At 70.3% G+C, this 26,956-nt stretch carries 25 protein-coding genes; 12 read left to right on the plus strand and 13 right to left on the minus strand.

The genetic code is table 11. From position 1 onward, the window contains the following. Positions 1-157 precede the first annotated feature (157 nt). From AB0O19_RS34045 to AB0O19_RS34065, 5 genes are all read left to right on the plus strand, one after another. Positions 158-766: a helix-turn-helix domain-containing protein gene (locus AB0O19_RS34045; protein ID WP_363625085.1), complete on the plus strand. Its 609-nt coding sequence runs from the start codon at positions 158-160 to the stop codon at positions 764-766. Then, entirely contained in the window at positions 763-2,070 is a 1,308-nt protein-coding gene (locus tag AB0O19_RS34050) for an MFS transporter (protein WP_363625087.1), read from the plus strand. The genes AB0O19_RS34045 and AB0O19_RS34050 overlap by 4 nt, the downstream gene beginning before the upstream one ends. Positions 2,071-2,502: 432 nt before the next feature. Continuing rightward, positions 2,503-2,961: an OsmC family protein gene (locus AB0O19_RS34055; RefSeq protein ID WP_363625089.1), complete on the plus strand. Its 459-nt coding sequence runs from the start codon at positions 2,503-2,505 to the stop codon at positions 2,959-2,961. Further along, complete coding sequence (locus AB0O19_RS34060) at positions 2,958-3,362, plus strand: amino acid-binding protein (protein WP_363625090.1); 405 nt, start codon at positions 2,958-2,960, stop codon at positions 3,360-3,362. Before AB0O19_RS34055 ends, AB0O19_RS34060 begins: the two co-directional genes overlap by 4 nt. Positions 3,363-3,553: 191 nt before the next feature. Beyond that, complete coding sequence (locus AB0O19_RS34065) at positions 3,554-3,793, plus strand: hypothetical protein (protein WP_363625092.1); 240 nt, start codon at positions 3,554-3,556, stop codon at positions 3,791-3,793. 311 nt (positions 3,794-4,104) lie between these two features. Here AB0O19_RS34065 and AB0O19_RS34070 read toward each other — a convergent pair whose 3' ends face one another. After that, a complete protein-coding gene (locus AB0O19_RS34070; protein WP_363625094.1) occupies positions 4,105-5,124 on the minus strand; it encodes a cupin domain-containing protein in 1,020 nt (339 codons plus the stop codon). Between the two features lie 39 nt (positions 5,125-5,163). Further along, positions 5,164-6,210, minus strand: coding sequence for a cytochrome P450 (locus tag AB0O19_RS34075; RefSeq protein WP_363625096.1), 1,047 nt, complete (start codon positions 6,208-6,210; stop codon positions 5,164-5,166). A gap of 473 nt (positions 6,211-6,683) precedes the next feature. On the opposite strand from AB0O19_RS34075, the gene AB0O19_RS34080 reads away from it, so the two are divergent. Further along, the gene (locus AB0O19_RS34080) at positions 6,684-7,136 is read left to right on the plus strand and encodes a DUF5990 family protein (RefSeq protein WP_363625098.1); all 453 of its coding nucleotides are present in this window, start codon (positions 6,684-6,686) and stop codon (positions 7,134-7,136) included. Positions 7,137-7,209: 73 nt separating this feature from the next. Here AB0O19_RS34080 and AB0O19_RS34085 read toward each other — a convergent pair whose 3' ends face one another. Further along, positions 7,210-9,495 carry a M9 family metallopeptidase gene (locus AB0O19_RS34085; protein ID WP_363625100.1) on the minus strand — a complete coding sequence of 762 codons (2,286 nt, stop codon included), beginning with the start codon at positions 9,493-9,495 and terminating at the stop codon, positions 7,210-7,212. Positions 9,496-9,702: 207 nt separating this feature from the next. After that, positions 9,703-10,755, minus strand: coding sequence for a tRNA (adenosine(37)-N6)-threonylcarbamoyltransferase complex transferase subunit TsaD (tsaD, locus tag AB0O19_RS34090; RefSeq protein ID WP_363625137.1), 1,053 nt, complete (start codon positions 10,753-10,755; stop codon positions 9,703-9,705). Positions 10,756-10,930: 175 nt separating this feature from the next. Between tsaD and AB0O19_RS34095 the strand changes: the two genes are divergently transcribed. Further along, the gene (locus AB0O19_RS34095) at positions 10,931-11,533 is read left to right on the plus strand and encodes a superoxide dismutase (RefSeq protein ID WP_363587062.1); all 603 of its coding nucleotides are present in this window, start codon (positions 10,931-10,933) and stop codon (positions 11,531-11,533) included. A 55-nt stretch (positions 11,534-11,588) separates the two neighbouring features. Here the strand turns inward: AB0O19_RS34095 and AB0O19_RS34100 are convergent, their stop codons facing one another. The 4 genes from AB0O19_RS34100 to AB0O19_RS34115 form a co-directional block, all read right to left on the minus strand. After that, on the minus strand, positions 11,589-12,572 hold the full coding sequence (locus tag AB0O19_RS34100) for a transcriptional regulator (RefSeq protein WP_363625102.1): 984 nt from the start codon (positions 12,570-12,572) through the stop codon (positions 11,589-11,591). A 180-nt stretch (positions 12,573-12,752) separates the two neighbouring features. Continuing rightward, on the minus strand, positions 12,753-13,613 hold the full coding sequence (locus tag AB0O19_RS34105; protein WP_363625103.1) for a tetratricopeptide repeat protein: 861 nt from the start codon (positions 13,611-13,613) through the stop codon (positions 12,753-12,755). Between the two features lie 319 nt (positions 13,614-13,932). Continuing rightward, positions 13,933-15,120, minus strand: a complete 1,188-nt coding sequence (locus tag AB0O19_RS34110) for a methyltransferase domain-containing protein (RefSeq protein ID WP_363625105.1) — start codon at positions 15,118-15,120, stop codon at positions 13,933-13,935. Further along, a complete protein-coding gene (locus tag AB0O19_RS34115; protein ID WP_363587065.1) occupies positions 15,117-15,293 on the minus strand; it encodes a hypothetical protein in 177 nt (58 codons plus the stop codon). The genes AB0O19_RS34110 and AB0O19_RS34115 overlap by 4 nt, the downstream gene beginning before the upstream one ends. Positions 15,294-15,560: 267 nt before the next feature. Here AB0O19_RS34115 and AB0O19_RS34120 point away from each other — a divergent pair, with 267 nt between their 5' ends. The 3 genes from AB0O19_RS34120 to cyaB all read left to right on the plus strand — a co-directional run bounded on the left by AB0O19_RS34120 (position 15,561) and on the right by cyaB (position 17,951). Continuing rightward, positions 15,561-16,673 (plus strand): helix-turn-helix domain-containing protein, encoded by a 1,113-nt coding sequence (locus AB0O19_RS34120; RefSeq protein ID WP_363625107.1) that lies wholly within the window; start codon positions 15,561-15,563, stop codon positions 16,671-16,673. A 13-nt stretch (positions 16,674-16,686) separates the two neighbouring features. Beyond that, on the plus strand, positions 16,687-17,268 hold the full coding sequence (locus AB0O19_RS34125) for an HD domain-containing protein (protein WP_363625109.1): 582 nt from the start codon (positions 16,687-16,689) through the stop codon (positions 17,266-17,268). A gap of 113 nt (positions 17,269-17,381) precedes the next feature. Continuing rightward, entirely contained in the window at positions 17,382-17,951 is a 570-nt protein-coding gene (gene cyaB, locus AB0O19_RS34130; RefSeq protein WP_363625111.1) for a class IV adenylate cyclase, read from the plus strand. 21 nt (positions 17,952-17,972) lie between these two features. On the opposite strand, the gene AB0O19_RS34135 is transcribed toward cyaB, so the two are convergent. Both AB0O19_RS34135 and AB0O19_RS34140 read right to left on the minus strand, forming a co-directional pair. Further along, positions 17,973-18,446, minus strand: a complete 474-nt coding sequence (locus tag AB0O19_RS34135; RefSeq protein ID WP_363625113.1) for a hypothetical protein — start codon at positions 18,444-18,446, stop codon at positions 17,973-17,975. 12 nt (positions 18,447-18,458) lie between these two features. Further along, complete coding sequence (locus AB0O19_RS34140) at positions 18,459-19,703, minus strand: helix-turn-helix transcriptional regulator (RefSeq protein WP_363625115.1); 1,245 nt, start codon at positions 19,701-19,703, stop codon at positions 18,459-18,461. Between the two features lie 289 nt (positions 19,704-19,992). On the opposite strand from AB0O19_RS34140, the gene AB0O19_RS34145 reads away from it, so the two are divergent. Together AB0O19_RS34145 and AB0O19_RS34150 are read left to right on the plus strand one after the other, a co-directional pair. Then, positions 19,993-20,811, plus strand: coding sequence for a hypothetical protein (locus AB0O19_RS34145; RefSeq protein ID WP_363625117.1), 819 nt, complete (start codon positions 19,993-19,995; stop codon positions 20,809-20,811). Between the two features lie 139 nt (positions 20,812-20,950). Further along, the gene (locus tag AB0O19_RS34150; RefSeq protein ID WP_363625118.1) at positions 20,951-21,424 is read left to right on the plus strand and encodes a DIP1984 family protein; all 474 of its coding nucleotides are present in this window, start codon (positions 20,951-20,953) and stop codon (positions 21,422-21,424) included. A gap of 297 nt (positions 21,425-21,721) precedes the next feature. On the opposite strand, the gene meaB is transcribed toward AB0O19_RS34150, so the two are convergent. The 3 genes from meaB to AB0O19_RS34165 are packed head-to-tail and all read right to left on the minus strand — an operon-like array spanning position 21,722 to position 26,805. Then, positions 21,722-22,723, minus strand: a complete 1,002-nt coding sequence (gene meaB, locus AB0O19_RS34155; RefSeq protein ID WP_363625120.1) for a methylmalonyl Co-A mutase-associated GTPase MeaB — start codon at positions 22,721-22,723, stop codon at positions 21,722-21,724. A gap of 12 nt (positions 22,724-22,735) precedes the next feature. Then, complete coding sequence (scpA, locus tag AB0O19_RS34160) at positions 22,736-24,940, minus strand: methylmalonyl-CoA mutase (RefSeq protein WP_363625121.1); 2,205 nt, start codon at positions 24,938-24,940, stop codon at positions 22,736-22,738. Then, on the minus strand, positions 24,937-26,805 hold the full coding sequence (locus tag AB0O19_RS34165; protein ID WP_363625123.1) for a methylmalonyl-CoA mutase family protein: 1,869 nt from the start codon (positions 26,803-26,805) through the stop codon (positions 24,937-24,939). The genes scpA and AB0O19_RS34165 overlap by 4 nt, the downstream gene beginning before the upstream one ends. Positions 26,806-26,956: the final 151 nt, after the last annotated feature.

Consider the following 26,956-nt stretch of genomic DNA (forward strand, 5'->3'; position numbering starts at 1 on the left):
AGCTGTCTGATCCGGAACCTGCCGCATGACCAGCGTCCTGACCTGGCCGATCAGCCTGCCGCCAGCACTTGACTGCACCTGCTCCGCTGGGACGCGCATCAGGTGTGCGAGACGTGAGACTTGACTCTCACAATACGTGAGAGGAAACTCTCACGTTATGGATTCTGGTAATCGTCTGGGCGATATCGAGATCACTGATCCGCAGGCGATGCGGGCGCTGGCGCACCCGGTGCGGCTGGCGATCCTCGAACGCCTGCAGCGGCACGGGCCGGCGACGGCGACGCAACTCGCGCCCGATGTGGGAGCAACCCCGTCAGTGACCAGCTGGCATCTGCGGCATCTGGCGAGCTTCGGGCTGGTCCGCGACGCCGAGCCCGGCCCGGACCGTCGCCAGAGACGGTGGGAGGCGGTGGCTCGGGGCTTCCGGTTCGAGGCGCCGGAGGATCCGGACGATGAGGAGGGCTGGTCGGCTGCGCGGGTCCTGTCCCGGGAGATGTTCCTGCGCTCGGGCGACCTGCCGAACCGGTGGGCTGTCGAGGTCGAACCCAAGCTCGAACCGGTGTGGCGACGGCTTGCAGGTCTGGCCAACACCCGTGTCGTCGTCTCCACCGACGAACTCGCCGCCATCGAGGACGCGATCGAGCGGATTCTCGCCCCCTACGTGATGCGCGACGAGGCCGCGCGGCCGGACGACGCCCGTGGCGTCAGGCTGCTGCGTTACGCCCTGCCGGAGGGTGCCGAGGATCAGACCGGCGGGACGCCATGAACGCGGCAGACCAGTCCTTACCCGTATCGCTGTGGCGTGATCGGCGGTTCCGTCGTTTCTGGGCCGGCCAGTCGATCTCGCAGTTCGGTGACCGGATCACCGAACTGGCCCTGCCACTGATCGCAGTGGGGGCGCTGCACGCTTCGGCCACTCAGGTGGCGTTGCTGACCGCGCTCATCTGGACCCCGAACCTGCTCGCGATCGTCCTCGGTGCCTGGGTCGACCACCGCGTCCACAAGCGGCGCCTGATGGTTCTCGCGGACCTGGTGCGGGCGGCAGTGCTGCTCTCTCTCCCGGCTGCCTATCTCCTGGGGGCAGTGACACTCGGCCAGTTGTATGTCGTGGCCTTGCTGACGGGCGCGGCTGGGGTGCTGTTCAACACTGCCTATCCGCCGTTCTTCGCCCACTTGGTGCCTCGTTCGTCCTACATCGACGCGAACAGCAAGCTCAGTGCCAGCCGTTCCGCGTCGTACGTCGCCGGACCGGCGATCGGTGGTGCTCTGATCCAGGCATTGACCGCTCCCGTCGCCGTCGTCGTCGACGCCCTGACGTTCCTGGCGTCTGCTGTTCTGGTCGGTCGAGTTTCGATCGACGAACCCCCAGCCGCCCATGACCAAGCGGCATCCTCGCTGCTGCGGCGTGCCAGGGAGGGACTGGTGTTCGTCGTCCGTCACCCGGTGCTGCGGGCGAGCCTCGGGTGCGCGGCGACCGTCAACTTCTTCACTTTTGTCGCGGGCAGTGGGCTGCTCGTGCTGTTTGCCAGCCGAAACCTCGGACTGACCGCGGGAGTCATCGGTATGGCGTTCGGGATCGGCGCCACCGGCTCGCTCCTTGGCGCGGTGATCGCCCCGAAGATCTCGCGAAGACTCGGCGTGGGCCGCAGCATCGTCGTGGGCGCCGTGCTGTTCCCGGCACCGATCGCCATCGCCGCTGCTGCGGGCGGCCCTCTCTGGGCTCGCGCTGGAGCCTTGGCCGTGGCCGAGTTCCTCTCCGGAGTCGGCGTCATGCTCTTCGACGTCAACCTCAACTCCCTTCAAGCGGACGTGATCCCCGATGGCATGCGCAGTCGAGTCGCCGGTGCCTACAGCACGATCAATTACGGCTTACGCCCTGTGGGCGCCGTCATCGGCGGCCTCCTAGCCACCCTCATCGGCCTCCGGGCGACCCTCCTCATCGGGGCCGTCGGGGGAGCGCTGTCCCTGCTCTGGCTGCTGCCCTCGCCGATACCACGCATTTACTCCCTGACTCCGGACCATCCGGTGGCTCCGGACAGCGATATGGACGCGCGACCATTGCCTTGCTGATCGCCGGGGAACCACCCGGTCGAAGCCAAGACTTCCCAGACCCGCGGCCCGGCACATACATGCCGGGCCGCGGGTCGCTCGGTGCGGATACTGTTCGGGCGCCCCGTGACATCGCCTTCGTGGATCGGAGCGTTCCCGTGGGGCCAACAGACTCGTTCGAAGGCAGGGATCGTGCCTTACGTGCCTGGAGACACCCGTGTCATCTGACTCGGACCAACACTTGACAGCTATAGATAACCCCCGACCCGCGCGCCGAGCACCGCATCCTGCACGCGCTGCTGTAGGTTCCGCGTTTCGGTGTCCAATTCCGGACCGCCATGTCCAGCGGATGACCAATTGGACAAGCCGCGTGGAAGCGCTGGTCAGCGCGTTCAATCTTTCGACGACGACGCTGCGGTGAGCGCCGAAGCGTCCGCGGCCTACCGTCGGGGCATGAACTCGCACCCCTACGTCGCCCACCTGCACTGGAACGGCTCCACCGCCGCCGGGATCCGTTCCTACTCCCGCGACCACGTCGCTGTTGCCCCGCCCGCCGCCGCCGAAGTGGCCTTGAGCGCGGACCCGGCCTTCCGGGGCAGCCCCGAACGGCTCAACCCCGAGCAACTCGTGGTCATGGCCGCCTCCTCCTGCCAGATGCTGTCCTTCCTCGGCGCCGCCGCCCGCGCCGGCATCGACGTGCTGGCCTACGACGACCAGGCCGTCAGTCACCTCGACCTGACGGCCGAGTCCGCCCGCCTCGCCACGATCCGCCTGGTCGTCACGGTCAAGGTCGCCGCCGGGACGGACGAGGCCAAGGTCCAGGAGCTGAGTGAGCAGGCCCACCATGAGTGCTACATCGCCAACTCGCTGTCCGTTCCCGTCGAGGTGACCACCACCGCGGTGACCGCGTGAGCGCCCACCTGCAGGACCTCGAGGTCCATTTGCCCGACCGGCCCGGCGCACTGGCCGTCCTCGGACAAGCTCTCGGCCGTGCCGGAGTGAGTTTGGAAGGCGGCGGCGTGTTCACCCACAACGGCCACGCCATCGCGCACTACCTCGTCGACGATGGCCCGCTCGCGCTCCGGGCTGCCACCGAAGCAGAGCTCGGCCCTGCGGCCGTTCGCGACGTCGTCATGACCCGGCTGAACCAGGAGATGCCCGGGCAACTCGGTGCCCTGGCGAGACTCCTGGGTGACGCAGGGGTCAACGTGCTGGTCCAGTACAGCGACCACGACGGCAACCTCGTCCTGCTTGTCGCCGAAAGCCACGCAAAGGCATGCCGCGACGTCATCGCACGGTGGGAGAACCGATGAACCCCGCCATGGGCCGAACCCTCCGGGCAGCACTGACGTTGGCCATGTGCGGAATACGGGGTTGACGTCACCCCCGCCCCAGTCACGGCCAGCAACGTCATAAGGCCCGACCGGCGCGGATTGGACACAGTTCTGCGGAACGCGTTCGGAGGACACGAGCGCGGAACACAGAAGCCCTGCAGGTCACTGCGATGCCGTTGGACACCGAAACGCGGAACCTACAGCTGCGCGCCCTCGCCCCGGGGCGGATCACGCTGCTGGTGACGCACAACATCGCCAACGCGGCGGTGGCGGACCGGGTGATCGTGATGGACCGGGGCCGGATCGTGCAGACCGGCACCTGGGCGGAGCTGGCGGCGCGCCCGGACGGGCTGTTCCGTGAGCTGCTGGACCTCCAGCGGGACCGGACGGTCCCGGCGCAGCGGGTTTAGGGCGTGTCTGACAATTCCCGCCGGGCGCGCGACGCCGGGCATCCCGCCCGGACGCACCGCCGAAACGCCCGAGTACGACCCAGTACGAGGACGCTTCGCCGGCACGCCCGGCCGGGCGCCCACCGCCGCGCGCTGATCCGCCGCGAATTGTCAGACACGCCCTGACGTCCTCGGCCGTCGAGGGCCGGTGCTGACCGTCCTCCGTACCGCCGTCGGCACGGCGGTACGGAGGACGGGCGGCGCCCGCCGGACGCGCGGGGTCTCGTTGCCGGCCCTGCGCCGGTGCGCCGGTGCGTCAGTGGGGCAGCGCGTCAGTGCGTGGTGCGTGCCGCGTCGCGCAGCCGGCGCCAGGTGCGGCTGACGGACGCCAGCCCGGCCCGCCCGGCGGCGGTCCCGCCGCCTTCCCAGGCCCGGGCCGCCTCGGCGAACGTCTCCGCGCGCTCCGCGTTCTCCGCCGCCGCCCGGGCCGCCCGTGCCTGCGCGGCCCGGGCGGTGAGCCGAAGGTCCTCCGGTTCGATCATGTCGAGCCTCGCCCGGACGTGGTCGAGCAGCGCGGCGCAGGAGCCGTCGATCGCGGCCTCGCCCAGCGGGCGCGCCGGGAGGTCCAGCCCGTCCGTCAACCGCTGCTCCAGAGCGGCCCGCAGGTCCGGCACGGAGATGTCGCGGATCGTGAGGGAGAGGTGGGCGGAGAGGCCGGCGGCGCCGACCGCGCGGTGCGCGAAGCCGCGCGGGACGTAGAGCACGCTGCCGGGTTCGAGGACGCCGTGCAGGAGCCGCGGGGAGTGCTCGTCGTCGGGGAGCTCTCCCGGCGACCAGTGCGCCACGGTCGGCGCGTCGTGGACGTACCAGGTCTTGCGTCCGGCCGCCTGGAGGACGAACACGTCGGCGTCGTCACGGTGCACCGCGAGACCCTGGCCGCCGGCGGGCGTGACGAAGAAGAACGCCTCGACGCGCCGGTCGAGTTCTTCGGACAGCCGCGCCACCAGCTCGCCCGTCGGGCGGTGCCACTGGTCGACGCAGCGCAGCAGCAGCGTCGCCCCGGCGCCCAGGAGCGCGAGGACCTTCGTGCGGTCGGCGAAGCCGTGGTACGTGGTGCCGTTGACCACGCGTGACGTGGTGTAGGCCTCGGGCGGGACGGTCACCTTGGTGGAGCGGACCATCTCCAGGTAGGGGGTGCGCAGCAGCCCCGTGTCGAAGGCGGCGTCCAACGCGTCCAGGTCGAACGGCGGGGCGAGTTCCTCCGGCGTGAAGACCGCGGGCTTGCGCTGCCACTGGTGGCCGGTGAAGCTCCGGACGTCGCCGACCCAGTCGGCCAGCGTGGGCGATTCCATGGTGTGTCCCGTGGTGTCAGGGTGTTCGGGGCTCGTCGGTCAGGCCCTGGCCGCGGCGTCGAACCGCACGGAGAGCAGGGAACGCAGGGGGACGTGCGTCTCCTGCCGCGGGCCGCGAATGGCGAGCCGGTGGTCGAAGGCGACGTTCAGCAGGCGTTCGGCCAGGGGTACGACCAGGTGCTTGGCCCAGCAGCGGGCTCCGTCGAAGCCGAACGGCATGAACCCGGGCGTCTTCTCCGGGTCCGCCACCCCGGCCCACCGTTCGGGCCGGAACTCCAGCGGGTCGGACCAGTGCTCCGGGTCGCGGTGCATCAGGAGCGGGAAGAGCGCGACGCGGTCCTCGGGGCGGATCTCGGGGTGCAGTCCGGTGTAGGCGCGGCCGTCGTTGCGGAACAGCATCCACGCGGGCGGGAGCAGCCGCAGGGTCTCCCACAGGACCTCGGTGAGGTCGGCGCGGGCGTCCTCCCGCTCCCGGTCCGGCCCCATGAGCCACAGGGCGTTGCCGGCCAGCGCGGCGACCCCGTCGCAGAGGGTGGCCGTCGATCGCCGGTACAGCGCGATGGCCTGCCTCCGCTCCCGGGCGCCGGAAGCGTCGCGGATCTGCCCGGCCAGCGCGGTGCTCCTGCCCTCGGCAGCGGATCCCGGCCAGACGGTGACGGCGCGGTCGACGATCCGGGAGAGCCTGTCGGAGCGGGTGACGCCGCGTCTCGACAGGAGGGAGACCGGCAGGGGGTCGGACGCGAAGAGCCATCGGCGCAGGTAGGAGGTGGCCGCGTAGGGCCAGGCGCCGGACATCCCGCGTGCCGGGGGCGGCGGGGTCCTGATGCCCGCCATGACGTCCTGGCCCAGCGCGCGGATCGTCCGGGTCGCGTTGTCGTGGTGGATGTCCGCTCCAGCGGCGGGCTTGTAGACCGAGCGCTCCGCCGACCGCACGGGGCGCGCCGCGACGATTTCGGCCATCAGCTCGCAGTCGGAGACGCCGACCGTGCGGGCGTCGATCCGGAATACCTTTTCTTCCCTGGTCAGCAGGTCCTGGATCTTCGGGGCGTAAACGATGGAATGGCTGCGCCCGGCTGTCGGCGCCATTTCTTCCACGAGAATCCCGCCTCCAATGAAATGGCGATGAAATGAGTTCTCCGCAGCCGGTGGAGAACTCCGGACAGGGAGCGGGTGGGGCACTCCGCCGCGCCGGCGGGGGCCACGGTATGCCCGGGGCCCCCGCCGCCGACGGTGCGTCAGATGACGTGCAGGACCCACGCGTGGTTGGCGAGGTCCTCGTCACGCTTGAACTTCTTCACGATCGCCTTGATCATCTTCATGGGTATTCTCCCTTTCCGAGATTGCGGGCACAACGGAACAAGCGCCCGCGGCTTGGCGGAAATCCGACATTCCGGCCTGGAAGTCGAACTGGCTTTCATCTAACTCCGGACCCCAAGCGAAAGCTAGGTCCCTGACGGTCTTTTGACAAAGTATTCCCTGTGCCCCTGGTCGAGTGTGCGTCGCATTAGATGGCCGATCGTTATAACTTCCCGGGGCGCGCGGTGGGGGACCATATCGGTATGGAACTGAGGATTGAGGCCACCGACCTGCCGGGGCGTGAGTGTGCCGCCGCGCCGGGCTTCCCGGGCTACCGGGACCTGCACGTCGCCGTCCAACGCCGGGGTCGCCCGGCCGAGTTGCTCGACCTGTTCCCCGGTGACGCGCCGCGCGCCCACTGGTCGCTGGAGTGCGAGGGGAGGCCGACACCCGGAGGAGTGGACCTCACCGGCCGGTACGTGCAGGGCGGTCCCGGCGCCCGGTTCGTCTACCTGAACTGGGTGACCGGGAACGGCGACGGCTGGGCGCTGTTCCGCCGGGCCAAGCTGCTGCTGGCGGCGGTCGACCGGGAGGTCGCCGAGGCGGCGGTGGAGCGCGGCGTCCTGGTGGCCCGGCTGCGCCTGACGGACGCCAAGGGCCACCCGTTGTGCGCCGCCGTCCGCCCGCCCGTGGTGACCTGGTCGGCGGAGGGCTGAGTACGCGGCGTCCGAACGCGCGAGGAGGGCCCCGCCGCACGCGGGGCCCTCCTCAACGTTCGGTATGCGCAGGTCAGTTGTACGTGGTGGTGACGGTCACGCCGCCGAAGCCCTGCTGGGCGTAGAGGCTGAAGTACACCCAGCCGGACGGCGGGTTGGTGATGGTGAGGGTCTCGCCGTTGCCGGCGTTGGTGGACTTGGCCAGGTTCGACCCGGTGGTGGCCCACGCACCCCCGTTGTAGTAGAGGTCGGCGTTGCCGGTGCCGCCGCTGGTGGTGATGGTCAGCTGCTTCACGCCGGCGGGCAGGTTGAGGAAGCTGTAGCTGTAGTTGCCGGTGGTGGCGGCGACGCCGTCGCGGCGGCAGTTCTTGTCGTACTGCCGGGTGTCACCGGCGGTGCAGAGCGGGGCCTGGTTGGTGGGCAGGCTGCCGCAGTTGTCGGCGCCGCAGGCCTTGAGCCAGGTGGCGAAGTCGGCGTCGTACGAGGTGCCGATGGTGGTCTTGAGGAGGGCGCGGGCGCCGTTCCAGTCGCCGACGCGGTACTTGGCGAGGAGTGCGTCGACGTCCTGCGGGTGCGACTGGAGCATGTAGCGCACCGCCAGGTAGCCCCAGTTGTAGACCTTGGTGGAGTCGGAGTTGTCGTAGGTGTTGTCGAAGAGGGTGCTCAGCGCGTAGGTGCCCTTGGCGGCCTGCGCGACGGCGTCGTCGTAGTGGACGCCCCGGTAGCTGTACGAGACGTACTCGGCGAGGCCCTCGACCCACCAGACGGTCGGGGTGGTCATGCCGGCGTCGAAGTCGCCGTAGAAGTCGTAGCGGCCGTCGAGGTAGTGGGTGTACTCGTGGTTGAGGTTCCAGATCTGGAAGGCGGGGCGCAGCCAGGAGGCCTCGTGCGCGATGAAGCGGGCCTGGTTGCCGGCCTTGGCCGGGTCGCCCTCCTCGTACATGCCGCCGTTGTCGACGGCGATGCCGTACATCTCCCAGGCGTAGAGGCTGTACTCGTAGTAGTCGTCGAAGACGACGACCTCAAGACTGGTGTTGTTGTCGTTGGCGACCGGGCCCTTGTCCTTGACCACCTGGTGGAAGAACTGGTCCTCGTTGATCAGGCTGGTGCAGGTGTCGGCGAGCTGCTGCGCGGTCATGTCCTGGGCGCGGATGCGCAGGTTGGCGTTGCAGGTGTGGTCGACGGTGAGCACGAGCGGGACGAGCCGGGCGGGCAGGTCGCAGGTGCCGTAGTAGCTGCAGTTGCCGGTGTCCTTCTTCTCCGCGAACCAGACCAGGTTCATGGTGAGCGGACCGGTGGCGCCGACCAGCGGGTAGCGGTTGATCAGGTCCTTGACGATCGGCCGTCCCTGGGCCTTGGTGGCGTCGTTGGCGACCAGGTTGCCGATCTGGATGCCGATCGAGGTGACCAGGTCGGAGCCGTTCAGCTGGGAGCTGTTGCGGGTGACGAAGGACGCCATGGCGGTGGCGAACGAGGGGTCGGCCTGGAGGGCGGCGGTGAAGGCCGGGAGGTCGAAGCCGCGCTCGATGACGGTCTTGGTGTTGCCGACGGCGTCGGCCATCGAGCCGGTCCAAGAGCCGGTGTAGTCGTTGAGCAGGCCCTTGACGACGCCGGTGTAGCGGGCGTTCTCCTGGGCGCTGTCGATCAGGGTGACGGCCTCGGCGAGGGTCGCGCCGTTCGCCTCGGTGACGTCCTTGCTGTGCGGGGCGGCGAAGAAGCCGTCCAGGGCGCCGCGGATGGCGGTCTGGAGGGTGGTGCCGTACGGGCCGACCACGTCCGAGTGGTTCCACTGCACGTAGTAGCCGGCGCGGAGGTAGACCACCAGCTGGCCGGCCGAGGTGGAGTCGTCGCCGGGGTAGGCGGCGGACACGTCGCGCAGGGCGTTGGCGACGGTGGCCATCTGCGCCTCGTTGAACGCGCCCTTGGCGTCGTTGCCGGTCAGGTTGTACAGGGTGTTGATGCAGCCGAGGTCGGCGGCCTTGACCTGCTGGACGAGCGCGGCACCGGTGTTGCCGGTGAAGGCGGACACGTTGCAGGCGGCGGCGGGGGCGGCGGAGAGCTGCTTGGCGGCCTTGGCGGCGTGCGCACCGGTGGCGCTGCCCGCCGCCGGGGCGGTCGCCTTGGCCTGCTGGTCCGCGGCCAGCGGGCGGGCGTCCTTCGGAGTGTCGGGGGACTTGGGCACCGGGACGGAGCGCGGCGCCGCCGCCTTGCCGGCCTGGGCCTGGGCCTTGAGGGTGGTGGTGGAGTCGGCCGTCGCGGCGTGTGCCTGCGGGGCGAACAGGCCGAGAGCGAGGAAGAACGCGGCGCCGAGCGCGGGCAGTTTCCGCGCCTGGGCCGTGGTTATCCGGAAGGGACGCATCTGTGGGGGCCTCCGGGGCCGTTGAGGGTTGCCGTGTGGTTGGGGGCACACGGGTTCCTGATGTGTGACATGTAAAATGGCACAGCGATTGCGGCCGGGGGAAGGCTTGGGAACGGATTCGCGTCGGGCGAGATCGAACCGTTGCCGGATCAACACGCCGTCAGGCCGGCGACGGGGGTGCGATCCGGAGCAAAAGCGGTGAAACCCTCAGGCGGCGGCAGTCCGCGCCAACGGCGTCAACGCCGCGAACTCCAGCGGCGCCGACGGATCCACCGACAGCTCCGCCGGAGCCGGCTCGGCGCCGGAGCGGACCAGCAGGTCGCCGATCGCCGCCACCATCGCCCCGTTGTCCGTGCAGAGCCTCAGCGGCGGCACCCGCAGCGCGATCCCGGCCGCCGCACAGCGCTCCTCGGCCAGCGACCGCACCCGGGAGTTGGCCGCGACCCCGCCGACCACCACCAGGGTGCCGATCCCGTGATCGGTGCAGGCCCGCACCGCCTTGCGGGTCAGCACGTCGGCGATCGCCTCCTGCAACCCGGCCGCCGCGTCCGGGACGTACGGGTCCGAGCCGCCCGAGCGCTGCGCCTCCACCCAGCGGGCGGCGGCCGTCTTGAGTCCGGAGAACGAGAACGCGTACGGGTCGTCCCGCGGTCCGGTCAGCGGCCGCGGCAGGCGGACGGCCGTCGGGTCGCCGTCCCGGGCGGCCCGGTCGATCGCCGGCCCGCCGGGGTAGGGGAGGCCGAGGATCCGGGCGACCTTGTCGAAGCACTCGCCGGCCGCGTCGTCCAGGGTGTCGCCGAGGTGGACGATCGGATCGCGGGCGAGGTCGCGCACCAGCAGCAGCGAGGTGTGCCCGCCCGAGACGATCAGCACCACGCAGGGGTTCGGCAGCGGCCCGCCGTCCAGCGTCGCGGCGGCGACGTGCCCGGCCAGGTGGTGCACCCCGTACAGCGGGACGCCGAGCGAGAACGCGTAGCCCTTGGCCGCGGCCACCCCGACCTGGAGCGCCCCGGCCAGCCCCGGACCGGTCGTCACCGCGACGGCGCCGACGTCATCGAGCGTCAGCCCGGCCCGCGCCAGCGCCTCGCCGACCACCGGCGCCATCGCGTGGACGTGCGCCCGGGCGGCGATCTCCGGCACCACCCCGCCGAAGCGGGCGTGCTCGTCCATCGACGACGCCACCGCCTGCCCGAGCAGTACGCCGTCCCGGACCAGACCCGCGCCGGTCTCGTCGCAGGAGGACTCGATCCCCAGCACCACCGGTGACCCCGTCACAGTCACTCACCCTCATCACTCATTACATGCACTCGCGACCATTGTGCCCGACGAGACGTGAGGAATAAGCAGGAGCCCATGCTTCGTTCCTGCAACTCATACGCAATAGTGTTGTCCCGGCACGATCATCACTGTTCATCGAAAGGGGCTGTGTCCCAGCATGGGCACCTACTCGCTTCCCGACCTGCCGTACGACTACTCCGCGCTTGAGCGGGCGATGTCCCCCGAGATCCTCGAACTGCACCACTCCAAGCACCACGCCGCCTACGTCAAGGGTGCGAACGACACCCTGGACCAGCTGGCCGAGGCGCGCGACAAGGAGCAGTTCGGCGGCCTGGTCGGCCTGCAGAAGACCTTCGCCTTCCACCTGTCCGGCCACGTGCTGCACTCGCTGTTCTGGCAGAACCTCTCCCCGGAGGGCGGCGACCGCCCCGAGGGCGAGCTGGCCGACGCCATCACCGAGCACTTCGGCAGCTTCGAGGCCTTCCGCAAGCAGCTCACCACCGCCACCACCGGCGTGCAGGGCTCCGGCTGGGGCATCCTCTCCTGGGAGCCGCTGGCCAAGCGCCTGATCGTCGAGCAGGTCTACGACCACCACGGCAACGTCGGCCAGGGCACCACCCCGCTGCTCGCCTTCGACGCCTGGGAGCACGCCTACTACCTGCAGTACCGCAACGTCCGCCCCGACTACGTCGAGAAGCTCTGGGACGTCGTCAACTGGCAGGACGTCTCGTCCCGCTTCGCGGCCGCCAAGACCGCCTGACCCGCACTAGGTGAACGGCCCCGGACCGGTCGGGCGGTCCGGGGCCTTCCTCGGGTCAGGAGAGCTGCAACAGCGCCTTCCGGTGCCGCCAGGCGAGCCGCAGGAGCGCCGCGCCGGCGGGCTGCATCGGCTCCGCACCGGTGAGGCGATCCACCTGCTCGGCTGTGAACGGGATGCCGGTCGAGCGCCCCGTCGCGTCGTCCAGCCCGACGCGGTGGCCCTCGTCGTTGGTCGAGACGATGCGCCGGAACGTCTCGTCGAACAGCTCGGCGTCGAACACGGCCACGGTGAGCATGTCGGTGACGAAGGTCAGCGGATCCATCCCGAGGCCCAGCCAGAACACCCGCAGGCGGCCGTCCTCACGTGCTGCGGTGAGCGACCAGTTGAGTGGCCAGGCGGCGTAGTCGATCGGCGCCCTGTCGCTCCCGTAGTCCTCGGCGTCACCGAGCAGTTCCTCGCTCAGCTCCCGCAGGATCGCCCGCCAGAGGTCGAAGTCGTTCCCCTCGTTCCACGGCGCGTCGTGCGAGGCCTGGAACATCCCGACCGGCATCACCTGGAAGAGACCCCCGCCGCTGGCGACCTTCTCGGGATCACGCCAGTGCAGCACGAACTCCGCTTCGCCGGTCCTGCGATCGTGCCGGATGGTCAGCGTACTGATGGCCGCCATGACCGGCCGGCGCGCGAGGTCGGTCGGATCGCCGATGGCAGCGCGGAAGGGCGTGGCGGCCCCGCCCGCCAGGACCGCCGCCGCGTACTCGTGCGCGACGGCCTCACAGATGTCGATCACGTCGAAGTACCGGCCGCGGCCGAAGGTCAGCGTCGGACCGCCCGCAGACGTCCCGACATCCAGCAGGCGGTAGCAGCTTCGATCCTCGAACAGCCTGGGCCTGGCAAGCTCCCGCACCGCGTCGGCGTAGCGGCGGTAGGCCGTTCCGCTCCTCCGGCGCGGGCGGATGCGGTCGAGCTCCGGCTCACCGCCGTCCAGGTCGGCCTCCGGCGCGTCCGGCACCCACCGCAGCCGGACGCGCTCCAGCGGCACCGGCTGCTCCGGAATCCAGTGCCGCCGAGCCAGCAGCGGAGTCCCCGGGACCAGCCGTTCGGGAGGGACTTCAGTCAGGAGCCGGCTGGTTAGCGCGAAGCGGTGATCATTCAAGATCATTCGAACCCGTCGCCACTGCTCCCGACTGTTGGACGGGCCCGGTTGGTCGTCTGCCACGATTCACCCTAACGTCGCGGCTCGTTCGTCGAGTTCCCCGGCACCGGCCACGTCGCGGAGGCGGTAGAGGCGGGCCCGGAGGTCGCGGACGGCGTCCTGCACCTTGACCGAGCGGATGCCGTCCGCGCAGTCGAGGAAGTCGTTCCAGGACGCGAGGGCACCGTCGACGTCGTCCTGCCGGAGACGGACGGTGCCGAGGTCGGCGAGGACGATCGCACGGGTGCGGCGACGGTCGAGGCCGTGGATGTCGAGCGCGTGGTGGAGGTGTTCCTGCGCGCTGGTGTAGTCGCCGAGTCGGGCGAGGATCATGCCGGACTCGTGAGCCCACCGGCCGATGCTGTAGTGCGAGGCCCACGACTCGCCGGGCGTGCCGGTGGCCCGTTCGATCGCGCTCTGGGACGCGGCGAGCGAGCTGGTCGCGGTGCGCCGGTCGCCGTCGAGGGCTGCGGCGTTGGCGAGGGTGGCCTGGTAGTAGGCCAGGGCTCGGGAGTCATCGAGGTGTTTGGCCTGGTCGACGCACTCTTCCGCTATCCGTACGGCGGTGGGCCTGAACCCCAGGTCGATGGCCTGGACGGCCAGACCGCGCAGGGCGGTGGCGGCCAACTCGGCGTCGCCGGCCTCGGAAGCGAGCCGGAAGGAATGCGCGTAGTACTGCTGGGCAGCGTCCTGGTTCCCCTCGTCCTGGGCCATCCACCCGGCCAGGTGGACGAGTTGGGAGGTCGCCGCGAACAGCTCCCGGCCGACGGCTTCACTCCAAGTCCCGTCCAGCCAGGGGGCGACGTCGTCGTGGAGGTAGCGGACGGCCAGATGGCGGGCATGGCCGCCACCGAGTTCGGCGGCCGCGTCGCCCAGCGACTTCGTCATCTGGCGGATCGCTGCGACCTCGCCCCGGCCGACCTTCACTGTGCTGCCAGTCTTTCCCTGTACCCGCCGCAGGACGGCATCAAGGTCGGACAGGCCCAACGCCGCAAGCGCGTACGCGCTGGAGGCGGACACGAATCCCCGGCGATCCACCACGTCCCTCCGGCTCAGCTCGACAGCCGATCCACGGTACCGACAATTCCGCTCCTTGCGTGACCAGTTGTCGGCTTGTTGACCACCTGGAACATCCGATCGGTTCCAGGCAAGCAGCCCCGGACCGGCGGTCCGGGGCCGTGCCGAATGAGACGGGCAATCCACTCCGCTACGGCAGGGGCCACGTATTCGTCGGGTCGTCCAGCCAGGCCTGATGGCCTCCGGGGCCGATGGTGAGGCCGAGGCGGCTCGGCCCGGGGCGGCCATTGTCCAGCCACCAGCGGTGGGCGGCCTCGACTTCGTCCCACAGGCGGCGCGGGCCGTGCTGCCACACCGTGTACCGCTCGGCGTTCTCGGTGCCGTCCCAGTCGACGGCGGCCCAGGAGCCGCCGTCGGTCGTGGCCACCCAGAGGCGGGTCTCGACGTCATCGAGATCGGGGTCGTGGTGCCAGGCGTACCAGAGGTCGCCGAGGCGGTGCCCGAGGGCGAACTGGGTCTCGAACTCCGAGTCGGCGACGGCCCAGGGGTCGAGCGTGGTCGTGGACTCGTCCGGCACGTGCTCGTCCATGACGACGTCCCGGAAGAGGCGGAGGTCGCGGCGCTGGGTGCGCATCAGCATGAAGGCACTGTCGGCGGTGTACCGCCCGGTGGCGGTACCGTCGCCGGTGACGGTCAGGCGGAGGAGCCCGCCGCAGCTCCACTCGTCGTACCAAGGGGTGAGGATTTGCCCGCCGGGCCTGGTCTGGCTGATCCATTCGCCCGGAACGCGCTTCACGGAGCAGGTGGCCATGATCCGGTCGAACGGCGATGCGACGTTCCAGCCGAGACTTCCGTCGCCGCAGACGACGGTAGGTGCGTAGCCGGTGGCGTCGAGGTTGGTCCGGGCGCGGTGGGCCACGGCGGCGTCGATCTCGATCGTCGTCACGTTCGCCCCACCGAGGCGGTGGGAGAGCATGGCTGCGTTGTACCCGGTGCCCGCGCCGATCTCAAGAACCCGCATTCCCGGTGCGATGTCCAGGAGTTCGAGCATCTGGAAGACGACCGACGGCTCGGAGGCCGAGGACGAAGGCCACGCATCGCCTACATCCGTCGGCTCGTCTCCGTCGTTGACCTGTGTCACTACGGGAATGTCCGAACTGGCGGCGGCGAACCAGCGGTCGGGCTCACGGTCACGGTCGCAGAGCTGGTAGCCGTCACCGTCGGCAAGCCAGATCCGGTCCGGGAGGAAACGATGGCGCGGGGTCGCCTGTGCGGCCCTTCGCCACTCATCGGACACATCGTGGCCGAGAGAGCGGGATACGGCCCGGAGCAGGCCGTTCGTGGCGGCCTGCTCCAGGTCGTTCTGCTGGCTCTTCACTTCCCGTCGCCGTCCTTGCGGTGCTTGCCGGCAGACGACCCGGACGAGGTGTCCGGGGTCGACTTGTCCTTCCCGAAGTCCTTCCGGTCCTTGTTCGCGTGCTTGCCCTGCCCGCCGTCGTTGCCCCCGCTGCCGCCACCGGAGCTTCCGTCCTTGCCGGTTCCCCATCCCATGGGTGCCTCCTGCCTGTTTTCTTCACGATGGTTGTCGCGTGGAGCGCTTGCCCAGGTGTACGGACGTGACAGTTACCAACTGGCGTGCCCCCGGGCCGGTACGCTCCTTGATGAGAGCGGGACCGCCGTCGCAGGGAGCGAGACCCACCGACGGGTCTCCGACCGCTCTCGGTCGGGGACGCCTACGACGGTAGGGTCCCGGAGTCAGAACCTGAAGTGACCACGAGTACACGTACGTCGGCACGGACTCCCGAGGTGGGGGCTCTCATGCAGTCAAGCCAACAGCCTTCCCTGACTGTCGGTCAGGGAAGGCCTCGGCGCCCGCGCGTGGGCATCATCTCCGGGTACGTCTTTCGGGTGATCCGAGAACAGCACGGTGCCACCCAGGACGAGTTCGCCGAGCGGCTGGCCGTGTCAAGCGACACGATCGCCGGGTGGGAGAGTGGTCGGCGCCCACTCACTGCCGTACCTGTCGGGCAGATGCTCACCTACCGCCATCGGCTGATGCAGATGGGCACAGCGCCCGCACTCCTCCAAACACTGGAGCGATCCTTCGAGGCGGACATTCTGCTCGCCGGCATCGTTGAGGAGAAGTCGTCGGCTGTCGGGAGCCCCCTCGGGGCGATGGTGATCCGGCGCGACCTCGTGGAGATTCTCATGTGGCCGCTCAGCGGTGCAGCGCCGAAGGCCGTTCGCGACCTCCCGACCCCGCCGCGTCCACGAAAGGGCCCAGCGCCGACCGGACCGGAACTTCTCGCCCCCGACCGCACCCGGTTCTACGCCCACCTGCGGCGCGCGGCCGAGGAAGCGCGTGGAACGGACCAGTTCCTCGCCCGCCGCCAAGCGCTGTACCTGGCCGGATACGATGAGCAGGGCGACACGCGGGAGTGGCTCGCGCACCAGCAGCGCTCCGAGCAGCCGAGCGACTGGCTGAGCCACTGGCTCAACTCCCGTTCCGTTGCCATGGTCTCCGCCCGCTACGGTGACCGCGATCGGATCAGCCACTTCATCGAAACGGCCCTCGCCGATGAGGCGGGCGCGCTGGCGAACCTCAACTACTGGGCGTACTGGATCGGCGAGGCCCCGTACCTCGAACTCTCCGACGACTTCATCGCTGCCCGGTCGCCGGGCCCGTGGCCCGGCGACAAGCTCCTCGCGCACCTCGTTCAGGGGCTCGGCCCGCAGTGCGGGTACGCCGAGTTGAACATCCACAGTGTGTGGTCACTGCTCCAGATCCGGCCGGATCTGCTGCGCTCCGGAACTGCGGCCCGCGCCCTGCGCGAACGGCTCCCGGTGCTGTTGGATGGTCGGGAGCTGTCGCGGCGAGGGCGACGCGAGCTCGACAGCATCCGCTACGCGATCCGCCTTGTCGAGGCGTGAGAGGAGCCAGACAGTGACAGACGACCTGACGCCGGTGGCCAGGTTCCTGTTCGAAGCCGGGACGCTCAAGCAGACCAAGCGCACGGGCTGGTGGATGGCCGGCGTCCGCGATCCCGAATCGGTCGCCGAACACTCCTGGCGAACCGCGTTGATCGCTTCGATCATCGCCAAGCTGGAAGGCGCGGACCCGGCGCAGACCGCCTTCCTCGCGGTCTGGCACGACTCCCAGGAGACGCGCACCGGGGACGTCAACCATCTGGGCAAGAAGTACGCGCCCGGCGCCGATCCGGCGGCGGTGACGGCCGACCAGGTCGGCGGCATGCCGGAGATCCTCGCCTCCACCATCCGGGATCTCGTCGCGGAGTACGAAGCGAAGGACTCTCCGGAGGCGGTCTGTGCGCGGGATGCCGACAAGCTGGAGTGCCTGATCCAGGGCGTCGAGTACAAGGCGCAGGGCTATGCGAACGCTCAGCGCTGGATCGACAACAGCCGTGGCCGTCTCACCACGAAGACCGCCAACGCACTCGCCGACGCCGTCCTGGCAACCGACTCCCTCGACTGGCTCCGTGCTGCCCTCGGCGAGAAGTCGAGCTGACGCGGGTCGTGGATCGCGTCTTGAAGGCGGCACCTCGCAGGTGTCGGTCTCAAAGCGGAAGTTCGATGTGATGGTGGACGGCGCCGAGCGCGTGATCTGACGGAGGGGCGAGGATGGCGATCGAAGCGGAGCTCAAGGCGGTCGTGCGCGACCCGGAAGGCGTGCTCAAGCAACTGGAGGCCCGGCACGGTGCCGGCCGCGCCGAGGTCTACCGCGACACGTACTACGACGCGCCGGACGGCAGCCTGATGGGCGCCGATCGCGAGTTGCGGATCCGTACCGTGCACGGCCCGGACGACACGCGCACGGTGCTCACGTACAAGGGGGCCCGGGTGGACGAGGCGTCCGGGTCGAAGCCGGAGTCCGAGACGAAGGTCGAGGACGCCGATGCCGCGCACGAGATCATGCGGGGCCTGGGCTTCACCCCTCGCATCGCGTTCGAGAAGCGGTGCCGCAACTACGGCTTCCAGCGCGACGGAAGGCACCTGCTCGCCACGCTCGTTCGCGTTCCCGCGTTGGACGACGCCACGTTCATCGAGGTCGAGACGACGGCCGCCACGGAGGCCGACCTCGCGCCGGCCCTCGCCCTGGTGCGTGCGGTGCTGGCCGAACTCGGCATCAGCGAAGTCGACTTGACCACCGAGCTGTACACCGACGCGGTCGCGGCGGCGCGACCTGCCTGACTGGCAGGCCTCATTCCGCATTCACCGGCGCGCTCCCTGAGGCCACAGCACCTCAACCGGCACGCCGCGCTGGCGGGCGTAGGCGACCACGTCCGCCGTCCCGCCGTAGCCGCGGGCCGGCAGGCCGTCCCAGACGGCGAGGAGCCTGTCGACCTGGGCCACCAGGACCTCGCTCCCCGCCATGTGCGCGGCTTCGTCGGACTCCACCCGGCCTGTTCGGTGAACGGCGTTGGCACTGCTCAACAGCCGGTCGTAGACGGGGTGATGCCAATCTGGTAGACCGTCCCGGTACTGATCCGCGGGAATGACGACCTCCAGCCGCGCCCCCCGTTCGAGCGCGATCTCCGCGATCCACGCGTCCGGCCCGTCCGCGATGCAGGACACGATCGTGAGCCCAGTCGGGTCCTCTCCCGCGAGAGCGTCTTCGAGCAGCCGTCGAACCTGCTCCTCCACCCCGGCCGCCAGCCCCCGGTGCCCGGTGACTCCGATTCGCACTGCGATCCCTCCCTAGAGATAGACACCGTGCAGGCGTTCGTCGAACTCCCTCACGGCCCTGGACGGCGAGGAAGTGCTGAACGACCGTCGAAGTGCGCGGGCTCTCTCGACGATTCGACCTGAACGGTACTGGAGACCGATCTCCAGAGCTTGCGTGGCGAGGGCGAATGCCGCCTCGATCCGTCCTGCGGCCAGATGGCCTGCTGCAATGTCCAGCAACAGCAGAGCGCGTTGCTTCGCATGACTGGTCGCCGGGACCGGGATCGCCGTTTCTGATGCCCACCTGGAGAGTCCGAGTTTCGCGCCGCAGGTCACTCTGGCAGCGGCCACCTTGGACTCGTCGAAGGTGAACACCCAGGGCCACGGGGGTGGTTCTTCCCGGATGTCTGCCTGAAGCGCAGCTCGGCTACGTGTCAAGGCGTGATCGGCACTGCGCTGGTCGCCTGCGGCTGCATGCCCGAGGGCCTCAACCGATGAAAGCCATGCGTCGGCGACTGTGGGAAACGCAGGCTCCAGGAAGCTGCGGGCCCGCTGGGTGAGACTGAGCGCCTGGACTGCGTTGCCGGTGTGAGCTTCGAACTGTGCGAGGCTTCCGGTTTGGTACGCGGCAAGCAGCGGGTGTGCTCCTGACCGCGCGGCTTTGATTGCAGCCCCGTAGAACGACCGCGCGGACCCGTAGTCGCCCATGTCCCACGCCAGCCAAGCGGCCAGGCTCGCCGCCTCACTCGCGGCGGCGGCGAGCCTGATTCGATGAGCATCGGTCCGTGCCGCGCCAATCAACCCTTGGATCAATCGCAGATGGGAGTGGGCGACATCGGCAAGCTCTCGTGAGGGTGTAGATCCGTCCAGTCGACGGTAGGAGGTAGTGGCGACTCGGAGTGCGACAGCTTGCTGCTCGACCTCGTCTGTGGGTCCCGCGGCGGCTGTAAGTACGGGGGATGCCGCGATTGCTGCGGCTGCTCCCAGGAATTGACGTCTTTCCACGCTCTCAGTTCCGATTCGCGTCTGAACCGTAGTTTCGGCGAGGCCGAGCAGAGCTGCTGGAATTCCCAGGTGCTGCGACAGTCGCAGCAGCACGTCCATGGCATAGGGGGCGATGCCTCGCTTCTCCAGTCGCGAGATCGCTGATTGTGAGAGTCCACATGCCTCGCCCAGCTGCACCTGCGTCATGCGCCGGTACATTCGAGTCAGCTCGATGATCTTGCCGTAGTTCCTCATCCGGGAGGCATCCCGGATCGCTGCCGAGTTCCAGTTCAACAGCCCACCCCAACGCTACGAGGCCTGCCAGGTCACATGATGCAATCCGATGCGTTCCTTGCATATTTATTTGCGGGCGCCGCATGATCAATGACCTCATGACTGTGACGGGTTGTTGACTGGCAGTGATGAATTGGCTTGTGCGTTGGTGTCTCGGCTGCTGCCGAGACGCCAACGTCTGGCCCTGTGCTGGCAGTTGTGCCCGGATGGCTCGGAGGGTTCGGTTCGGTGGTGGTCAGTCCACACAAATGTGGTGGCGGCCCGTGCCGGGGGTGGTCATTCTGGGCGGATGGGTGATCGTGCGAACTTCGTCGTCGTCCGCGAGAGCGGTGAGTTCGAGCTGTACCTGTCGCGGTTCGGGGCGGTAGGAATCGACCTCGACCTCCTGGCCGGGCCGGCGGAGGTTCTCTCGATGGTCCGGCACCTGAGAGCGGTCGACTGGTGGCTGGACGATGTGCACTGCCAGGGTGCGGCACTGATCGACCTCGGGCGGAAGGTGTTGATGCTGTTCGCCTGGGAAGGGCCGAGCGCCGAGATGCGCCACCGGGCAGCCACGCTGGAACTGTTGCAGGAGGCGTGGGCGGGGTGGGACGTCCGGTGGATGTACGACGGCCCGGCCGAGCTGCGGACGTACCTGGAGCTGGACCCCGAACACGTCCGTGCCCGTGGGTACGGGATTGCGGTGGGGCCGCTGCTCGAACCGGGCGACGAGGAACTCGCTGACCCCGAGCCGATGGTCGCGGTGGTGACGGTCGGGACGGAGCGCTGCTACGTGTTGGCGAACGTCAACGACCATCCGGTCCGGGAGGGGGCTGCGCTGCTCGACCGGCTGGCGGGTGGCCCCGAGCGCGGGGTCTGCCGGGCGTCGGCCGATGCCGGCATCCACGTCGATCCGCTGCGCCGGCGGGTGGGCTGGTGGGTGCTCGGGGCGGCGGCGGAGGCGTACGAGATGCCGCAGCGATGGCCCGGTTGGACGGTGGAGTTCTGGCAGGACCGCTGGGAGGAGCACGTACTGGCGGCGCCCGGGCGCTTCTCGCCGCCGCCGGTCGACCGCGCGAGGGCGCTGGCGGACGTACGGGCAGCGGCCGAACGCTGTCGAGGGGCGTGAACCCGCCCGGCGCCCGCCGGGTCGGTCCGACCGACCGACCGACCGGCCGGACCGACCGACCCCACCCCTCGAACCGTGCCGTCAGGCGCCGACGTGCATACTTGCCGGACGATCAGCAGGACGTAGAGGTGATGACGCGGTGAAACTGGCTGAAGCGCTCGCGCAGCGCGCGGCTGCGGTGCGGCAGGTGGAGCAGTTGCGGGCGCGCGTCGTCGGCAGTGCCCGCTACCAGGAGGGCGAGGAACCGGCCGAGAGCGCGGCGGAGGTCCTGGCCCAGGCCGGAGAGGTGCTGGACGAGCTGGAGCGGCTGATCCGTCAGATCAACCGGACCAACTCCACCGCGCTCATCGAGGGCGGCGGCACGCTGACCGACGCCCTCGCCCGCCGGGACGTCCTGCGGCTGCGCCACTCGGTGATCACCGCGGCCGCCGACGCCGCCTCCGGGCGCGACCAGCGGGGAGCCGTACGGCAGTTGCGGTCCGAACTCAGGATCCTCTCCGCCCTGCCGGTCGCCGAGCTCCATGCCCAGGCGGACGCCCTGGCGAAGGAGATCCGCGAGGTGGACACCCTGATCCAGCGCACCAACTGGGAGATCGACCTGATCGAGGGCTGACCCCACAAGCTGGGTGTGGGAAGCAGGTAGTCGCCACGGAGGCGTGCACACACCGCGGGCCGGCGGTTCATCCGGCCCCTGGCGCGTGAAGAGCAACGCAGGGGTTCGATTCCTCACCGAACAATGCAGCTCAGCATCGCGTACAGGTGACAGAGCACACGGCACAGCTCACCACCGCGTGCAGATCCGGACGACGAGGGCGGGAGCGGGGCGCCCCACACCCGGTGCGAGGGCCGTGCACACCGGCACGGCCCTCGCACCTGTTCCTCCCCGGGGCCACCCGAGAAGCGCCTCCCGTCAGGGCGTGCCGAACAAGCCGAAGAAGCTGTCGAGGATCTGCTGCGCGGCGAGCCCCGCCGGCATGGTGCCGGCGCGGACCAGGGCCTCCAACTCGACCGAGAGCCGCCGCACTTCGGGGTGTTCGTGCAGCCGCGCGTAGAGCTGGTCGTGGACCATCGTCCAGGTCCATTCGACCTGCTGGTCCCGCCGCTTCGCGGCCAGCGCGCCGGTGGCGTCGAGGACCTTGCGGTGTTGCTGCAACCGTTCCCACAGCACGTCGAGTCCGGCGCCGTCCCGGCCGCTACAGGTCAGCACCGGGGGCGTCCACGCCGCGTCGGGCGCCTGCAACAGCCTTAGGGCGCCCGCTAGTTCGCGGGCCGCGGCGCGAGCATCCGTCTCGTGCGGCCCGTCCGCCTTGTTGACGGCGATGACGTCGGCCAGCTCCAGGACGCCCTTCTTGATGCCCTGCAACTGGTCGCCGGTGCGGGCCAGGCTGAGCAGCAGGAAGGTGTCGACCATCCCGGCGACGGCGGTCTCGGACTGGCCGACTCCCACTGTCTCGATCAGGACCACGTCGTAGCCGGCGGCCTCCATCACCACCATGGACTCCCGGGTGGCCTTGGCGACGCCGCCCAGCGTCCCGGAGGTGGGCGAGGGGCGGACGAAGGCGTGCGGGTCGACGGCGAGGCGTTCCATCCGGGTCTTGTCGCCGAGGATGGAGCCGCCGGTGCGGCTGGACGTGGGGTCGACGGCGAGCACCGCGACCCGGTGGCCGAGCCCCGTGAGCATGGTGCCGAAGGAGTCGATGAAGGTCGACTTGCCGACACCTGGCACGCCGGTGATGCCCACCCGGACCGCGCCGCCCGCGTGCGGCAGCAGCCGTTGGAGCAACTGCTGCGCGAGCGCGCGGTGGTCGGGCCGGGTGGACTCGACGAGGGTGACGGCGCGCGCGATCCAGGCGCGCGAGCCGTCGAGGACACCCGTCACATAGCTGTCGAGGTCGATCGTCCGCGGAGGCATACGATCAAAATCTCACAGCTCGTGGCCGAGATCGGCCGCCAGCGAGGTGAGCAGGTCGTAGGCGGCGTCCGGGATGACGGTGCCAGGCGGGAAGACCGCCGCCGCTCCCGCCTCGTACAGCGCGTCGAAGTCCTGCGGGGGGATCACCCCGCCGACCACGATGGTGATGTCCTCCCGGCCGGCCTCGGCGAGCGCGGTGCGCAGCGCGGGGACCAGGGTGAGGTGCCCGGCGGCGAGCGAGGAGACGCCGACGATGTGCACGTCCGCCTCGACGGCCTGGCGGGCGACCTCGTCGGGGGTCTGGAAGAGCGGGCCGACGTCCACGGTGAAGCCGAGGTCGGCGAAGGCGGTGGCGATCACCTTCTGGCCGCGGTCGTGGCCGTCCTGGCCCATCTTGGCGACCAGGATCCGCGGGCGCCGGCCTTCGGCCCGCTCGAACCGCTCGACCAGGTCGCGGGTGCGCTGGAGGGAGGCCGAGGGGCCCGCTTCGTCTCGGTACACACCGGAGATGGTACGGATCTGGCCGCTGTGCCGGCCGTACACCTTCTCCAGGGCGTCCGAGATCTCGCCGACGGTGGCCTTCGCCCGGGCCGCGTCGACGGCCAGGTGCAGCAGGTTGCCGTCGAGCGAGCCGCCGCGCTGCGGGCCGGCCTCGGCGGCCCGGGTGAGCGCGTTCAGCGCGTCCTGGCAGACCGCCTCGTCGCGTTCCTCGCGCAGCCGGCGCAGCTTCTCGAGCTGGCGGGCGCGCACCGAGGAGTTGTCGACCTTGAGCACGTCGATCTGCTCGTCGCTGTCCACCCGGTACTTGTTGACGCCGATGACCGGCTGGCGGCCGGAGTCGATCCGGGCCTGGGTGCGGGCGGCGGCCTCCTCGACGCGCATCTTCGGGATGCCCGCGTCGATGGCCTTGGCCATGCCGCCGGCCGCCTCGACCTCCTGGATGTGCTGCCAGGCACGGCGCGCCAGGTCGTGGGTGAGCTTCTCGACGTAGGCGGAGCCGCCCCACGGGTCGATGACCCGGCAGGTGCCGGACTCCTGCTGGAGCAGCAGCTGGGTGTTGCGGGCGATCCGGGCGGAGAAGTCGGTGGGCAGGGCCAGCGCCTCGTCGAGCGCGTTGGTGTGCAGCGACTGGGTGTGGCCCTGGGTGGCGGCCATCGCCTCCACGCAGGTGCGGGTCACGTTGTTGAACACGTCCTGGGCGGTGAGCGACCAGCCGGAGGTCTGCGAATGGGTGCGCAGCGACAGCGACTTGGCGTTCTTCGGGTCGAACTGCTTGACCAGCTTCGCCCACAGCAGCCGGGCCGCGCGCAGCTTGGCGACCTCCATGAAGAAGTTCATGCCGATCGCCCAGAAGAACGACAGCCGCGGCGCGAAGGCGTCCACGTCCAGGCCCACGTCCAGGCCCGCGCGCAGGTACTCCACCCCGTCGGCCAGGGTGTAGGCCAGCTCCAGGTCGGCGGTGGCCCCGGCCTCCTGGATGTGGTAGCCGGAGATGGAGATGGAGTTGTACCGGGGCATCTTCTGCGAGGTGTACGCGAAGATGTCCGAGATGATCCGCATCGACGGCTGCGGCGGGTAGATGTAGGTGTTGCGGACCATGAACTCCTTGAGGATGTCGTTCTGGATGGTCCCCGCCAGCTTCTCGGGTGCCACCCCCTGCTCCTCGGCGGCCACGATGTACAGGGCCAGGACGGGCAGGACGGCGCCGTTCATGGTCATCGACACCGACATCTTGTCCAGCGGGATGCCGTCGAAGAGTTGGCGCATGTCGTAGATCGAGTCGATCGCCACGCCCGCCATGCCGACGTCGCCGGTGACGCGCGGGTGGTCGCTGTCGTAGCCGCGGTGGGTCGGCAGGTCGAAGGCGACCGAGAGGCCCTTCTGACCGGCCGCCAGGTTGCGGCGGTAGAAGGCGTTGGACTCCTCGGCGGTGGAGAAGCCCGCGTACTGGCGGACGGTCCACGGCTGGTTGACGTACATGGTCGGGTACGGCCCGCGCAGGTACGGGGCGATGCCCGGGTAGGTCTCCAGGAAGTCCAGGCCGGCCAGGTCCGCCGTGGTGTACAGCGGCTTGACGCCGATGCCCTCGGGGGTGTCCCAGACCAGCTCGTCGACGTCCTTGCCGGTGGACTGCCGCCAGGCGGCCCGCCACTGGCCGTCGGTGACGTCCCCGGAGGGATCCCCGTTCAGCCCGATTCCGGTGAAGTCGGGGATCATCGTGCCACTCCGATCTGGTCGAGCAGGGAGGTGAGGACGGCGATGGCGTCCCCGCCCGCGTGGATGAACTCGTCTACTCCTGCCGGGGTTTCGCCGAGCCGACCGGCCAGCAGCACCCGTTGGGCTCCGGCCGCCCTCAGCGCGCCGGCGACGGCCTCGGCGTGCTCGCCGTACTGCGCGTCGCCGGAGCACAGGCAGGCGGCGGTGGCGCCGGAGGCGGTGAAGGCCTCGGCGAAGGCGGCCGGGTCGACGGACTCCAGCGAGGTCGTCGCGATGCCGCCGGCCTGGAACAGGTTGGCGGCGAAGGTGGTGCGCGCGGTGTGCGCGGAGGCGGTGCCGATCGAGGCCAGGAACAGCTTCGGCCGCTCCCCGGTGGCCGCGAGCTGCGCGTCCGAGCGGTCGCGCAGCGCCTCGTACGCCTCGGCGCGGCGCACCTGCGGCAGCCCGCCGCCCGGTGCGGCCGGGGCCGGCTCGCGGACCAGCGGCTGTTCGTCCAGGTGCGGGAACTCGCTGACGCCGGTGACGGGTTCACGCCGCTTGGCGAGCTTGACGGAACGCTCCGCCCAGGTCGCGGCGATCCGCTCGCGGACCGTCCCGTCGGTGAGCGCCGCCTGCTGGCCGCCGGCCCGCTCGATCTCCTGGAACCGGGCCCAGGCGGCCGCCGCCAGCTCCTCGCTCAGCTGCTCGACGTACCAGGAGCCGCCGGCCGGGTCGATCACCCGGGCGAGGTGGGACTCCTCCAGCAGGATCGACTGGGTGTTGCGGGCGATCCGGCGGGCGAAGGCGTCCGGCAGGCCGAGGGCGCTGTCGAAGGGCAGCACGGTGACGGCGTCGGCGCCGCCCACGCCGGCGGCGAGGCAGGCGACGGTGGTGCGCAGCATGTTCACCCACGGGTCGCGGGCGGTCATCATCACCCGGGAGGTGACGGCGTGCTGGCGCTGCGCCGAGGCCGCCGCGGAAGCCCCCGACACCTCGGCGACGCGGGACCAGAGGCGGCGCGCGGCACGGAACTTGGCGATGGTGAGGAACTGGTCGGCGTCGGCCGCGTAGCGGAATTCCAGCTGGCCGAGCGCGGCGTCCACCGACAGCCCGGCGGCGGTGAGCGCCCGCAGGTAGGCGACGCCGGTGGCGAGCGAGCAGCCCAGCTCCTGGGCGGGCGAGGCGCCGGCCTCGTGGTAGGGCAGGGCGTCCACGGTCAGTGCCCGGACGCCGGGGTACTCGGCGGCGCAGCGGGCGGCCAGCGCGGTGGCCTCGGCGAGCAGCGCGGTGGTGCGTCCGGTCTCGCCGGTACGGGCCTGGAGGCCCAGCGGGTCGGCGCCGAGGTTGCCGGCGGCGGCACCGGGGGAGACCTCGCGCTCCTCGTACAGGGCGAACAACTGCTCGGCGGCGGCGGTGAATTCGGGCCCGGCGTCGAGTGCCACGGCGGCCAGGTCGAGGTACACGCCGGCCAGCGTCTCGGGCAGGGCCGTGACGGGCAGGCCCGCGCCGCCGAGCTCCAGCCAGAGCGAGCCGACGCCGTTCTCCAGATCGGCCAGGACCGCCTCGTTGGTGCGCCGGCGGTCCGGGTCGGCGTGCCGCTGGCGGACGTCCCAGCCGGCGACGGCGGCGCCCTGCGGCCGGCCGCCGCGGACGAACGGGGGGAAGCCGGGGTAGCCGGCTTCGGCCGGGGCGTCCTCGGCGGTGTACAGCGGGCGGGCGCGCAGCCCGTCCGGGAGTTCGGTGGTGAGCGCCCGCTCGGCGGCGGCGCCGTCCGCGGGGTGCGCGCCGGACTTGCGCAGCACGCCCTCGACGAGCTGCTGCCACTGCTCGCGGTGTGCGGCCGGGAATTCGGCGGCGAGGGGGAGCCCTTCGGGCAGGACGTTCATGACCGCAGGTTAGCGCTCGTTCGCAGGCCCGCAGGAGGGGCGGTCCGTGTGACCTTTCCCTCGATTTGGCACGTTCTCAGCACTCCGGGCGGCGAGGAGTGCCGCGGACGGCGGCACCCGAGGTCAACGCCGGTGCCGGGGGCCACGATCG

It is taken from the genome of Kitasatospora sp. NPDC091276, assembly GCF_040684355.1.
Lineage (GTDB): Bacteria > Actinomycetota > Actinomycetes > Streptomycetales > Streptomycetaceae > Kitasatospora.